Origin of the sequence: Mameliella sp. LZ-28, from assembly GCF_012274245.1 — a bacterium.
Taxonomy (GTDB): Bacteria; Pseudomonadota; Alphaproteobacteria; order Rhodobacterales; family Rhodobacteraceae; genus Antarctobacter; species Antarctobacter albus.
The window spans coordinates 313,611-326,560 of sequence record NZ_JAANYX010000034.1 but is presented as its reverse complement, the minus strand read 5'-3'; the positions used below and the strand labels follow the sequence as shown (position 1 = coordinate 326,560).

General features: G+C 65.4%; 14 protein-coding genes. 1 reads left to right on the top strand and 13 read right to left on the bottom strand.

Going from position 1 to position 12,950, the window contains the following annotated elements; translation table 11 throughout:
• Positions 1-88 precede the first annotated feature (88 nt).
• On the top strand, positions 89-1,960 hold the full coding sequence (gene uvrC / locus G9Q80_RS21720; protein WP_184757167.1) for an excinuclease ABC subunit UvrC: 1,872 nt from the start codon (positions 89-91) through the stop codon (positions 1,958-1,960).
• A 197-nt stretch (positions 1,961-2,157) separates the two neighbouring features.
• On the opposite strand, the gene G9Q80_RS21715 is transcribed toward uvrC, so the two are convergent.
• The 13 genes from G9Q80_RS21715 to G9Q80_RS21655 all read right to left on the bottom strand — a co-directional run bounded on the left by G9Q80_RS21715 (position 2,158) and on the right by G9Q80_RS21655 (position 12,947).
• Complete coding sequence (locus G9Q80_RS21715; RefSeq protein WP_088669550.1) at positions 2,158-2,589, bottom strand: acyl-CoA thioesterase; 432 nt, start codon at positions 2,587-2,589, stop codon at positions 2,158-2,160.
• Positions 2,586-3,344 (bottom strand): TIGR02186 family protein, encoded by a 759-nt coding sequence (locus G9Q80_RS21710; protein WP_069209363.1) that lies wholly within the window; start codon positions 3,342-3,344, stop codon positions 2,586-2,588. Before G9Q80_RS21710 ends, G9Q80_RS21715 begins: the two co-directional genes overlap by 4 nt.
• On the bottom strand, positions 3,341-4,255 hold the full coding sequence (locus G9Q80_RS21705; RefSeq protein WP_043136032.1) for a sulfite exporter TauE/SafE family protein: 915 nt from the start codon (positions 4,253-4,255) through the stop codon (positions 3,341-3,343). Before G9Q80_RS21705 ends, G9Q80_RS21710 begins: the two co-directional genes overlap by 4 nt.
• Positions 4,256-4,328: 73 nt before the next feature.
• Positions 4,329-5,294 carry an ABC transporter permease gene (locus G9Q80_RS21700; RefSeq protein WP_043136033.1) on the bottom strand — a complete coding sequence of 322 codons (966 nt, stop codon included), beginning with the start codon at positions 5,292-5,294 and terminating at the stop codon, positions 4,329-4,331.
• Between the two features lie 52 nt (positions 5,295-5,346).
• A complete protein-coding gene (locus tag G9Q80_RS21695; protein WP_088715159.1) occupies positions 5,347-5,976 on the bottom strand; it encodes a LysE family translocator in 630 nt (209 codons plus the stop codon).
• Entirely contained in the window at positions 5,976-7,070 is a 1,095-nt protein-coding gene (locus G9Q80_RS21690) for an ABC transporter permease (RefSeq protein ID WP_043136036.1), read from the bottom strand. The genes G9Q80_RS21695 and G9Q80_RS21690 overlap by 1 nt, the downstream gene beginning before the upstream one ends.
• A 38-nt stretch (positions 7,071-7,108) precedes the next feature.
• The gene (locus G9Q80_RS21685) at positions 7,109-8,725 is read right to left on the bottom strand and encodes an ABC transporter ATP-binding protein (protein ID WP_088715160.1); all 1,617 of its coding nucleotides are present in this window, start codon (positions 8,723-8,725) and stop codon (positions 7,109-7,111) included.
• 95 nt (positions 8,726-8,820) lie between these two features.
• A complete protein-coding gene (locus G9Q80_RS21680) occupies positions 8,821-9,825 on the bottom strand; it encodes a BMP family lipoprotein (RefSeq protein ID WP_088715161.1) in 1,005 nt (334 codons plus the stop codon).
• Positions 9,826-9,950: 125 nt separating this feature from the next.
• On the bottom strand, positions 9,951-10,364 hold the full coding sequence (gene rimI, locus G9Q80_RS21675; RefSeq protein ID WP_088715162.1) for a ribosomal protein S18-alanine N-acetyltransferase: 414 nt from the start codon (positions 10,362-10,364) through the stop codon (positions 9,951-9,953).
• On the bottom strand, positions 10,361-11,002 hold the full coding sequence (tsaB, locus tag G9Q80_RS21670) for a tRNA (adenosine(37)-N6)-threonylcarbamoyltransferase complex dimerization subunit type 1 TsaB (protein ID WP_088715163.1): 642 nt from the start codon (positions 11,000-11,002) through the stop codon (positions 10,361-10,363). The genes rimI and tsaB overlap by 4 nt, the downstream gene beginning before the upstream one ends.
• Positions 11,003-11,119: 117 nt before the next feature.
• A complete protein-coding gene (locus G9Q80_RS21665) occupies positions 11,120-11,683 on the bottom strand; it encodes a NifU family protein (protein ID WP_088715164.1) in 564 nt (187 codons plus the stop codon).
• Between the two features lie 93 nt (positions 11,684-11,776).
• Positions 11,777-12,232: a universal stress protein gene (locus G9Q80_RS21660; RefSeq protein ID WP_074621091.1), complete on the bottom strand. Its 456-nt coding sequence runs from the start codon at positions 12,230-12,232 to the stop codon at positions 11,777-11,779.
• Between the two features lie 55 nt (positions 12,233-12,287).
• Positions 12,288-12,947: a hypothetical protein gene (locus G9Q80_RS21655; RefSeq protein ID WP_088715165.1), complete on the bottom strand. Its 660-nt coding sequence runs from the start codon at positions 12,945-12,947 to the stop codon at positions 12,288-12,290.
• Positions 12,948-12,950: the final 3 nt, after the last annotated feature.

Below are 12,950 nucleotides of genomic sequence, written 5' to 3'. Positions count from 1 at the left end.
TGGATGTTTAAGTGCTTGAAACGGCCTTCGTTGCATTGCAGCACGGGCAAGGAATCGCGCAACTCGCATATCAGCAGGAATACCACCATTGTGTGAGCAGAACGGGGAACAGGACCGCGTGCCAAAGGGCCACGAGATCATCCACGGATACCTCAAGACGCTGGACTCTTCGCCCGGTGTCTATCGCATGCTGGATGAGCAGAGCCGCGTGCTTTACGTCGGCAAGGCGCGCAATCTCAAGGCGCGGGTGTCGAGCTATGCGCGGCCCAGGGGGCATTCGCGGCGGATTGCCCGGATGATCTCGGAAACCGCGTCGATGATGTTCCTCACGACCCGGACCGAGACCGAGGCGCTGCTGCTTGAACAGAACCTGATCAAGCAGCTCAAGCCCAAGTTCAACGTGCTCTTGCGGGACGACAAGAGTTTTCCGAACATCCTGGTGACCGATCATCCCTTTCCGATGATCAAGAAGCATCGCGGCGCGAAGAAAGAGAAAGGCGCCTATTACGGGCCCTTCGCCAGCGCCGGTGCGGTCAACCGCGTGTTGAACCAGCTGCAAAAGGCCTTTCTCCTGCGCAACTGCACCGACAGCATGTTCGAGACGCGCACGCGGCCCTGCCTGCAGTACCAGATCAAGCGCTGCACCGCGCCCTGTGTCGGCAAGATCTCGGAAGAGGACTATGCCCGCAGCGTGAAGGACGCGCAGCGCTATCTCTCGGGCAAGTCGACCGAGGTGCAGGAGCGGCTCAAGACCCAGATGGCCGAGGCCTCGGATGAGATGGAGTTCGAACGCGCCGCTGCCCTGCGCGACCGCATCCGCGCCTTGACGCAGGTGCAGACATCGCAGGGGATCAATCCGCAGACGACGGCCGAGGCGGATGTGATCGCGTTGTTCATGGAGGGCGGGCAGGCCTGCGTGCAGGTGTTCTTTATCCGGGCGAACCAGAACTGGGGCAACAAGGACTACTACCCGCGCGTCGGTGACGAGATCGACCCCGCCGAGGTCATGCAGGCCTTCCTGGGCCAGTTCTACGACCAGAAGGACCCGGCGCGGCTGATCCTGCTGTCGCACGGGATCGAGGACGAGGACCTGATGTCCGAGGCGCTGGGTGACAAGCTGGGCCGAAAGGTCGAGATCGCGGTGCCGCAACGGGGCGAGAAGGCCGAACTGGTGGACGGCGCCCTGCGCAACGCCAAGGAAAGCCTTGGCCGCAAGATGGCCGAGACGGCGACGCAGGCAAAGCTGCTGCGCGGGCTGGCCGAGGCCTTTGACCTGGACGCGCCGCCGCAGCGGGTGGAGGTCTATGACAACAGCCACATCCAGGGCACCAACGCCGTGGGCGCAATGATCGTCGCCGGGCCGGATGGCTACATGAAGAACCAGTACCGCAAGTTCAACATCAAGGGCGATGACCTGGTGCCCGGCGATGACTTCGGGATGATGAAGGAGGTTCTCAAGCGGCGCCTGACGCGGCTGCAGAAAGAGGACCCGGACCGGAACAAGGGGTTGTGGCCCGACCTGATGCTGATCGACGGCGGCGCGGGCCAGATCAGCGCGGTGGCCGAGATCATGGCCGAACGGGGCGTCGATGACCTGCCCTTCGTCGGTGTTGCCAAGGGGATTGACCGGGATGCCGGCAAGGAGGAATTCCACCGCCCCGGCCAGCGCCCCTTTGCCCTGCGCCACAACGATCCCGTTCTCTACTTCGTGCAGCGCCTTCGAGACGAGGCCCACCGCTTTGCCATCGGCACGCACCGCGCGAAACGGGCGAAATCCCAGATGGCCAACCCGCTGGACGAGGTGCCGGGCGTTGGCGCGGCCCGCAAGCGCGCCCTGCTGGCGCATTTCGGCTCTGCCAAGGCGGTCAGCCGCGCCAACCTGGCCGATCTCAAGGCGGTGGACGGCGTGAGCGGGGCGCTTGCGGAACGCATCTACGCCTATTTCAACGAAAAGGCGTGATCCAGTTGGCACGCCTGCGGCGTGACAGGGGAGCTTGCGTGGCCGCAAGCCAGTGAGGGGCGCTGCCCCTCTGTGCTATGCACATTCACCCGGGAGGTATTTTGAGCCCAAAGAAGCCCAAGGCGTGCGACTGGTGTTTCTTTTGGCAAAAAAATACCTCCGGGGGGGATCGGGGGCTGGCCCCCCGTCCTCTCCTCTCAGCCGCGCAGGGTATCGAATGCGGCGCGGAGCGTTTCGGGAATGGGCGTCGGGCGGCCAGCCTCGCCGGTCAGGACCTGGGTGAAGAACCCTTCGGCACTGGCCGTTTCCTCGTCGTTGCGAAACAGGCCGACCTCGAAGCGGACCGATGATGTGCCGAGGTGCCCGATGCGCAGCCCGGCATGGATCAGGTCAGGAAAGCCGGTTTCGGAGTGGTAGCGGCAGCCGGTTTCCACTGTCAGCAGGCGGAGCGCCTCAGGTCCGCGGATGTTGATGCCGTTGTCCATCTGCCAGAGGCTGATGCCGGTGTCGAAGAAGGAGAGGTAGGTGGCGTTGTTCATGTGCCCGTATTCGTCGTTGTCCATCCAGCGGGTGGGCAGAGTGCGAAAGGCGCGGTAGTCGGCGCGGGTGCCGGGCGGTGTGCGTGTCATTGTGACCTCAGGATGCGGAAGGCGGTGGACGCGCCCCAGCCCGCGGCGATGGCGATGAAGAGCGACATCAGGCCATAGACGAAGGGCTGTTGCCGGGAGAGGACGTAGAGCCAGCGTTCGAGGCCGACCTTGCGCACCTCGATTTCTGTTTCGTAGGTGTTGATGACCCTGCCGCCACGGGTCAGGAAGATGCGCGTGGGATAGCTGCCCTCGGTCAGGTTGGCAGGCATCGAGATGGCGGTGTCAAAAAGCGTCTGTTCCCGGACCGTTACCGTGTTTTCCAGCAGCTGGTAGGTGCCTTCGCGGGTGCGGATGCGGATCACCGCTTCGGTAAAGCTCTGTGCGTCGGGAACGTCCATCGGGGCGCCGACGGAGCGGATGGCGCGGGGGATCGAGACCTTGTGGCGGAGGTCTTCGGTTTCCGAGATCACCTGCGCCCAGGGGGCCGAGGTGGCGATGGCGTAAAAGCTGGGGGCGGCATCGACTTCGACCGCGTGGGCATTGACCCAGATGCCAAAGCGGCGGGCCTGGCGCCAGACCGTGACCGGCTGCTGCGGACCGGCCACGGAGACGATGACCTGCAGCGGCTCGGCCTCGATCGGGGTTTCGCGCTTGATCGCGCCGAAGATCAGGATGTCGGAACCGTCGAAATCGGTGGAAATCTGGACGATTTCCTTGCTGAGGCCCAGCACGACCTGTTCCGCCTTTGCGGGCAGGGCGAACGCCAGCAGGATCAGCAGCAGCAGGCGCATCAGTGGCTCCCTGCCGCGGAAAGGACGTAGAGTTCGGACGGGGTCAGCAGCAGGTCAAGCGCGAGCTTGCCGCAGACCAGCAGCACCAGTCCAGCCAGGAGGATGCGCAGCTGTTCGGCCTTCAGCCGCATCCCGATGGCGGTCCCAGCCTGCGCGCCGAGCACGCCGCCGACCAGCAGGACCACCGCCAGCACCACGTCCACCGTGTAGTTGGTGGTGGCATGCATCATCGTGGTAAAGCCGGTGACGAAGATGATCTGGAAAAGCGACGTGCCGATGACGACCTTGGTCGGCATGTTGAGCAGGTAGATCATTGCGGGCACCATGATGAACCCGCCGCCCACACCCATGATCGCCGCCAGTACCCCGACAGCGAGACCCACCAGCAACGGCGGGATCACCGAGATATAAAGCCCCGAGGTGCGGAACCGCATCTTGAAGGGCAGGGCGTGCACCCAGTTGTGCTTCTTGCGTTTCGGTGGGGTGCCCCGTCGCGACTTGCGCAGCGCATTGAGGCTTTCGATGAACATCAGGGCGCCGATGATGCCCAGGAAGACGACGTAACAGAGGTTGATCAGCAGATCGACCTGGCCCAGCGATTTCAGGTAGTTGAACAGCACGACCCCCAGCGCAGCCCCTATCAGCCCGCCTATGAGCAGCACCGTCCCCATGCGCAGATCGACGGTCCTTCGTTTCAGATGGGCCATCAGACCGGAAACCGAAGAAGCGACGATCTGGTTGGCGCCGGTGGCCACGGCCACGGCGGGGGGCACGCCGATAAAGAACAGCAGCGGCGTCATCAGAAAGCCGCCGCCGACGCCGAACATGCCCGACAGGACGCCCACCAGCCCGCCAAGGCCGAGAAGGACGAAGACGTTGACCGAAACCTCGGCAATGGGGAGGTAGACCTGCATGAGCAAAGTTAGTCCCATGTCGTGGGATTATGCAAGCGCAGCACGGGGGCCGCGCCCGGGGGGCTGGCGGGGCCTATCTCTCCTTGACGTAGGGCTCTCCGCCGGCGCGCGGGGGAATGGCCTTGCCGACGAACCCCGCAAGGATCACGACGGTCAGGATGTAGGGCAGGGCGTCCATGACCTGTACCGGCACGGTAAAGGCGCCCAGGTCGATGTTCTGGAAGCGCAGCGCCACCGCCTGCAGGAAGCCGAAGAGCAGGCAGGCGCCAAGCGCGTACCAGGGGCGCCATTTCGAGAAGATCAGCGCGGCCAGCGCGATATAGCCGCGCCCTGCCGTCATCTCCTTGCCGAAGAAAGGCTGCAGCCCGGTGGCCATGTAGGCGCCCGCGATGCCGCAGAGAATTCCGCAGATCGCGACGGCGGCGAAGCGCAGCCCGACGACGGAGACACCGGCGGTGTCCACCGCCTCGGGCGCCTCGCCCACGGCCCGCAGGCGCAGGCCAAAACGGGTGCGGAACAGCACCCACCATGTGGCGGGCACCAGCGCGAAGGCCAGGTAGACAAGCGGTGCGTGCCCGGACAGGAGGTCGGAATAGATCGGACCCAGGACGGGCACGTCGCGCAAACTGTCGGCAAAGGGCAGGTGCCATTCCGACAGGCGCGCGCCATCGGTCAGGGTGGGCGTCTTGCCGCCCTGCCGGAACCAGTTCTGTGAGATCAGCACCGTCAGGCCGGAGGCGAGGAAATTCAGCGCCACACCGGAGATCAGCTGGTTGCCCCGGAAGGTGATCGAGGCCAGTCCGTGAATGGCCGACAGCGTCAACGAGGCGGCGATGCCCGCCAGCAGCCCGATCCAGACGTTCCCCGAACTGTAGGCCACCGCCGCCGAGAAGAAGGCGGCGATCAGCATCTTGCCCTCAAGCCCGATGTCGAAGATGCCCGCGCGTTCCGAGAACAGCCCGGCCAGACAGGCCAGCAGCAGTGGGGTCGACAGGCGGATGGTCGATTCAAGGACCGGGATGAGCGTGGCAAGATCCATGTGCGGTGTCAGCCTCTTGGTTCGAGGAAGTGCGGATGAGCGGGGCGCCTGGTCATGGTCGTGCCAGCGCCAGACGTAGGGCGGCGAAACAGAAGAACGCCCCGAGCGCCCCGTCGATGGCACGCCGGGCGCGCAGGTAGAGCGCGACCATCGGGCGGGTCGAGAAGGTCAGCGCGTAGAACGCATGGATCAGGGCCGAGTTGAGGGCGGCGCCAAGCACGAAGAGCGCCGCGACAGGCCAGGGGGCGGTGCCACCGAGCGCCAGCGTGACGATGGCCAGGTAGGCGAGAATGGCTTTGGGATTGCTCACCTGTAGCAATAGGCCACGCCGGTAGAGCCGGGTGGGGCTGCCGCTGAGCATGGTCACGGGCGGGGCCGCGCCCGGGGTGGTGGCAGAGCGCAGGGACTTGTACCCGAGCCAGGCCAGGTAGCCCGCGCCCAGGAACTTGATCAAGGTCACGGCATGGGCCCATGTCAGGATCAACGCGCCAAGGCCCGCGATGGCGCCCGAGGCCATGAGGATCGAGCCGGTCACGATCCCCGCGCTCATGGCAAGTGCCTGCCGTCGGCCAGTGCCCATCGCGGTGCCGATCACCGCAAGCACGTTGGCCCCCGGAGAGGCAAGTGCCAGCGCGTGCACGCCCCAGGCGACCAGCAGGGAGGGCAGGTAGTCGGCCAGCATCAGGCCTTGCCCTTGCGAAGGGCCAGGAACAGTTTTTCCAGAGGCATCCGCACCATGTTGTCCAGCGCTCCGGTAAAGAGGATCACCAGCGCCTGGATCACGGTAATCAGCTGCTGCGGGATGCCGGTCCAGAAGGCCAGTTCAAGCCCACCCTGGTAGAGAAAACCAAACAGCAGCGCCGCCATGAAGATGCCGAAGGGGTGCGAACGCCCCATGAGCGCCACGGCGATGCCGATGAACCCCGCGCCTTCGGAGGCGTTCAGAACCAGCCGTTCGGCCTCTCCCATCGTGGCGTTCAATGCCATCATGCCCGCAAGCCCGCCCGAGATGAGCATGGCAATGACCGTGATGCGGACCGGCGAGATGCCTGCGTAGCGTGCCGCGCTTTCGGAATGGCCGAAGGCGCGGATCTGATAGCCCAGCCGCGTACGCCAGATCAGCAGCCAGACGGCGAAACAGGCCAGAACGGCCAGGAAGAAGGAGACGTTGACCGGGGCCGAGCGGAACAGGACCGTGTCGGCGGTCGAAAACATCTCCTGGAAGGTGGGCAGGTGGGTCGGTTCGGGGAACGGGCCAGAGGCCGGTTCCATCGCGCCGCGCGGGCGCAGCATGTTCACGAGGACATAGTTCAGCACCGCCGCGGCGATGAAGTTGAACATGATCGTGGTGATGACGATATGGCTGCCGCGCTTGGCCTGAAGGTAGGCCGGGATCAGCGCCCAGGCGGCGCCAAAGACACCCGCCGCCACCGTCGCCCCCACCAGCGCCAGCGTCCAGTGGGGCCAGGGCACGTAAAGACAGACCAGGGCAACACCCAGCCCGCCCAGAAGCACCTGGCCTTCACCGCCGATGTTGAACATCCGCGCGTGAAAGGCCACCGCCACGGCGAGGCCGGTGAAAATGAAATTCGTCGTGTAATACAGCGTGTTGCCGATCCCGCGCGAGGAGGTCAGGCTTTCCTTGACCATGATCGAGAAGGCCTCGACCGGGTTGTGCCCGATGGCCAGGATCACCAGCGCCGAGATCAGCGCAGCCAGCAAGATGGAAATCAGGGGCACGAGCACCGCGTCGGCCCAGGCGGGCATCTTATCCATTCTGCGGTTCCTTAAGCAAAAACGGTTTCGCGCGACAATCAGCTGTGGCCATGCCGTTTGGCCTCCCGCTCTTTCTGCGCGTCAAGCTGTTCGTCCACAACGTGGATCAGCGGCTTGTCCTTGTCGGGCATCTGGGTCACGCCGGCCATGAGCAGGCCCAGCTCGGTCTGGTTGGTCTCTGACGGCAGGCGTTCGCCCATGATCTGCCCGTCGAACATCACCGCGACCCGGTCCGAGAGCGATAGGATCTCGTCCAGTTCGACCGAGACGAGCAGGATTGCCTTGCCCTGGTCGCGCAGGGCGACGATCTGCTGGTGAATGAACTCGATGGCGCCGATATCGACACCGCGGGTGGGCTGGCCTACCAGTAGGATGTCGGGGTTGCGCTCGATTTCGCGCGCCAGGACGATCTTTTGCTGGTTGCCGCCGGAGAAATTACGGGCGGTGAGGTTGGCGTTGGGCGGGCGCACGTCGAACCGTTCGATCTTGCCCTCGGCGTCACGCTTGATGGCGGCATTGTCCATCAGGATCGCATTCTTCTGGTATTTCGGATCGTGGTGATAGCCGAAAGCGACGTTTTCCCAGGCGGTATAGGGCATGATCAGCCCTTCGTGCTGCCGGTCCTCGGGGACATGGCTGATCCCCCGCGCCCGGCGCGACTGGCCGTCCGAATAGCGCCCGGTGAGGTCGATCTCTTCGCCGTTGACGCGCACGGTGCCGGTGGCGGTCTTCATCCCTCCCAGCACCTGCAGCAGTTCGGACTGGCCGTTGCCCGACACACCCGCGATGCCCAGGATCTCGCCGGCCTGCACCTTGAGCGAAATGCCCTTGAGCCGTTCGACCCCCGCGCTGTCCGTATGGCGCAGGTTTTCGACCTCCAGCACCGATTTTCCGGGTTTGGCAGGGGTTTTGTCGACCCGCAGCAGGACCTTGCGGCCCACCATCAGCTCTGCCAGTTCCTCGGGTGAGGTTTCGGCGGTCTTGACGGTGGCGGTCATCTCGCCGCGTCGCATGACGCTGACGGTATCGGTGATTTCCATGATCTCGCGCAGCTTGTGCGTGATCAGGATGATCGTCTTGCCCTCGCGCTTCAGTCCTTCGAGGATGCGGAACAGGTGATCGGCCTCTGCCGGGGTCAGCACCCCGGTGGGTTCGTCAAGGATCAGGATTTCCGCTTCGCGGTACAGTGCCTTGAGGATTTCCACCCGTTGCTGGTGGCCGACCGAAAGATCCTCGATCATCGCGTCGGGATCGACGTTCAGCTCGTATTCCTGGGCCAGGTGCTGCAGCACGCCGCGCGCCTTGGCCAGCGAGGGTTTCAGCAATCCGCCATCCTCGGCGCCCAGGATGACATTCTCCAGGACGGTGAAATTCTGCACCAGCTTGAAATGCTGGAAAACCATGCCGATGCCAGCGGCGATGGCGGCCTGGCTGTCGGGGATCTGGGTCTGTCTGCCGTTGATGAAAATCTCGCCCGAGTCGGCCTTGTAGAACCCGTAGAGGATCGACATCAGGGTCGACTTGCCCGCGCCGTTTTCGCCGATGATGCCGTGGATCGTGCCGGGCATCACGCGGATCGAGATGTCCTTGTTGGCCTGCACGGGGCCGAAGGACTTGGAAATGCCCTTGAGCTCGATGGCGGGGGTGTCGGTCATGTCTGGGCGGCTTTCGCGGACGTAAGGGAGAGGGGCCGCGCTGGCTTGCGGCCCCTCGGGTCAATCATCCGGGCGGCGTGCCCGGGCGATTTCGATCAGAAGTCGAGAGCCGGGCAGCTGTCGTCCTCGGAGTAGTCGTGGACGGTGACTTCGCCCGCGATGATCTGCTCACGCGCTGCATCGACGGCGGCCTTCATCTCTTCCGACACGAGGTCGGCGTTGTTGTCGTCCAGTGCATAGCCGACACCGTTGCTGTCCAGGCCCAGGGCGATCACGCCGGTTTGCAGGTCGGCACCCGCGGTCATCGCGTCATAGACGGCCACGTCGACGCGTTTCAGCATCGAGGTCAGGACCGAGCCGGGGTGCAGGTAGTTCTGGTTGCTGTCGACGCCGATCGACAGGATGCCCTCGTCCGCGGCGGTCTGCAGCACGCCCAGACCGGTGCCACCGGCGGCGGCATAGATCACGTCCGCGCCCTGGCTGATCTGCGCCTTGGCCAGTTCGGCGCCCTTGACCGGGTCGTTCCATGCGGCGGGGGTGGTGCCGGTCATGTTGGCGATCACGGTCGCGTCAGGGTTCACCGCCAGCACACCCTGCGCATAGCCGCAGGCAAACTTGCGGATCAGCGGGATGTCCATGCCGCCGACAAAGCCGACGGTGTCGGATTCGGAGGCCATCGCCGCCATCATGCCGACCAGGTAGCTGCCCTGGTGTTCTGCGAAGAGGATCGACAGGACGTTCGGGTGCGCCTCGGGGTCGACGTAGCCGTCGATGGTCACGAACTTGGTGTCCGGGTAGTCGGGTGCCACGGCAGCGATCTGCGAGGCGTAGGAAAAGCCGGTGGTCACGACAGGGTTGAAGCCAGCTTCGGCAAAGCGGCGCAGGGCCTGCTCACGCTGGGCTTCGGCCTGGATCTCGATGTCACGATAGCTGCCGCCGGATTCCTCGGCCCAGCGTTCCGCGCCGTTGTAGGCCGCCTCGTTGAAGGATTTGTCGAACTTGCCGCCGAGGTCGTAGATCAGCGCCGGATCGGCCAGCGCGGCGCCGGCGCTCAGCGCCAGTGCTGCGACGGTGCCGAGGGTCTTGGCAAAGAATGTCATGTGAGGCTCCCTGGTGTGACGGAGGCAATGGCCACCCGTTCCGTTTGTGATGGGCCAATCAAAGCCGCAGGGGGCGGGAGGGGTCAACCGGTTTTTGCCGCGCCGCCACGGTGGCGCGGGTGACGTCAGGGCAGTGCGCGCGACATGACCACGGCGTCATCCGGCGGGCCGTCCGGGCGCGGGTAATACCCCCGGCGCAGACCAGTTTCACCGTATCCGTGGCGGGCATAGAAGGCACGCGCCGGGGTGTTGGTGGCGGCTACCTCCAGGAATACCCGGCGGGCACCCCGTTCCAGCGCCTGGGCGTGGAAGGCGTCCAGCGCGCGGCTGGCGGCGCCTTGGCGCTGGTGATCGGGGTCTGCAGCAAGCGCGAGGATTTCCGCCTCGTCCACGATCACGGTGCCAAGGACAAAGGCATGTTCCGTGGCGGCCAGGAGGGTGTGCGGACGGGCGAGCGTTTCGGCGAATTGCGCCATTGTCCAGGGCTTCATGTGCCGGTAGGCGCGCTTGGCCAGATACGCCAGTGCCTCGGGCGTCATTCCAGGATCACCGGGGGCGCATCGCGCGACGGCGCGGCATCGGCGGGTTTGAGGTAGAGCGGCGCGGGGCGCGGCGGGCCGTCCCGCCAGCGCAAGGCGGCAATGCGGGCGATCGCCTCGGCGGGCGCATGGCGGGCGGGCAGGGCCGTTGTGCCCAGCCGTTCGGCCACCTGGGCGGAGGCGGGTCCCACGCAGGTCAGCCCGGGGTGCGCCCATGTGTCGGGCATCTCGGACATGGCGATCAACTGCGCGGGGATCGACGGCGCCATGCCCTGAGACTGGACATAGGCCTGGTCGCGCGGGGCGCTCAGACAGGCGAGCACGGGGCCGGGAGTGTCCAGCGCCGTAGCCTCCAGCAGGCTCACGCCGACCGCCGGGATGTTCAGCGACAGGGCCAATCCGCGCGCCGCGGCCACCGACAGGCGGACGCCGGTGAAATTTCCGGGGCCGATGCCGACGCCGATGGCGGTCAGGTCCTGCCATGTCGCGCCGCCCTGGGCCAGGACCTCTTCGAGCATGGGCATCAGGCGCTCGGCCTGGCCGCGCGCCATGTCCTCATGGGCGGCGGCGACGATGCCGTTGCTGTCCAGCAGTGCCGCGCCGACATGGGCGGAAGACGTGTCGAAACCGAGAATCATGGGAAGGGTTATTGCCGCGTGGCGCGGGGGTTGCAAACCCGCCCTGACGCGGGCCGGAAATGCAAACACCGCGCCGAGGGGCGCGGTGGGCAAATGTCACGATCCGGTGTCAGCGGATCAGACGGTGACGGGGCGCACCTCTGTCACCTCGGGGATGTAGTGGCGCAGCAGGTTCTCGATACCCATCTTCAGCGTCAGCGTGGACGAGGGGCAGCCGGCGCAGGCCCCCTGCATGTGCAGGTAGACGACGCCGCGATCGAACCCGTGGAAGGTGATGTCGCCACCATCCTGCGCAACGGCCGGACGCACGCGGCTGTCCAGCAGCTCCTTGATCTGGCCCACGACCTCGGCATCGGCACCGTCGTGGTCGGCGTGACCGCCGGCCTGCGTGGCGCCATCGGCCATGACCGGCTGGCCGGACTGGAAATGCTCCATGATTGCGCCAAGGATCGCCGGTTTCAGGTGGTCCCAGTCGGTCGCGTCGGTCTTGGTCACGGTCACGAAATCATTGCCGAAGAACACGCCCGACACACCTTCGACGGCAAACAGCCGTTGTGCCAGCGGCGAGGCGCTTGCGGCCTCGGCCGAGGGGAAGTCGGCAGTGCCCATGTCCAGCACGGTATGACCGGGCAGGAACTTGAGCGTGGCGGGGTTCGGCGTCGATTCGGTCTGAATGAACATCTGGGATCACCCTTTTCTGGTTGCCCCCTATATGCGCCTCCATGCGCCGACCGTCAAGGATTGGAACCATTCTAAAGTGGGCTTGGCCCGGAATCAGGTGATGGCTTCCAGCCGTTCCTTCGACAGGTCGCCCGGCACGATCGTGACGGGAACCGGCAAGGCGCCGGAGTTTCGGGTCATGTGGCTGACCAGTGGGCCGGGGCCCTTCTTGTCGGCGGCCGCGCCCAGCACCAGCAGGCCGATTTCAGGATCGTCTTGGACCTGCGCGATGATTTCCGTCGTCGGGTCGCCTTCGCGGATCACCAGCTCGGGGTCGACGCCCTGCTTGTCGCGCATCCACTTGGCGAAGACCTCGAAATGCGCGTGGATACGTTCACGGGCCTCTTCGCGCATGATGTCGCCAACGCCGATCCAGTGATTGAACTCGTCCGGGGGGATGACGGACAGGATCGCGACACCGCCTCCCGACTTGGCGGCGCGCATGGCCGCGAAACGCATCGCGTTCAGGCACTCGCGGCTGTCATCGAGGACGACGAGGAATTTGCGCATGAGGACTCTCCTGGAGGCGGATCGTGGCAGAGGGGTGGGCCTCTGTCCAGCGCCGTCAGTGCAGGGGATCGGCCGACAGCAGGTCCGGCGCGAGCGTGTCGATCCGGTCGAACCCGGCCCGTTCGAGGTGAAAGACGGCGATCTGCGGAAAGTTGTCGAGCGCAAAAAGCCCGCTGTCGCCCGGCATCCGGTCCGTCAGGGCCGTCAGGATCATGCGCAGGATGTCCCTGTCGACCTGGCCTGTCCCGATCCTGGGCGCAAGGTTCAGATCGGTTTCCGCAAAGCGCAGGTGCAGATCGTCCGAGGCGGTGACCTCGCAAGGCACCTCTGCCACGCGCGACAGTTCGGCGACGGCTTCGGCGTAATCCTGCAGGCTGTCAAAGCCATCGGTCTGCAGCAGGCAGGCGCGGGGGCAGAAAGGAGGGTGCGGTGGGCGGTCGACCGGGATCGAATAGGTCAGCAAGAGCAGCCGCCAGGGGTCGCCGCGATAGGTTTCCTCGGGGCCGAAGTCGATAATGTCGGCACGGGTCACACCTGGGGACAGATGCAGCCCCGCGCGGGCCAGCCCGGCGATCTGTTCGTCCAGAGACGGCCCCTCGGGCGGAGGGGCTGCTGGCAGGCGTTGCGGCGAGGGGCGGTTGGCGCGGTGGATCGCAACAATGGCAGCCGCGAACAGCCCCAGCACGACAAGGATGACGACGAGTTTCAGACCCATATG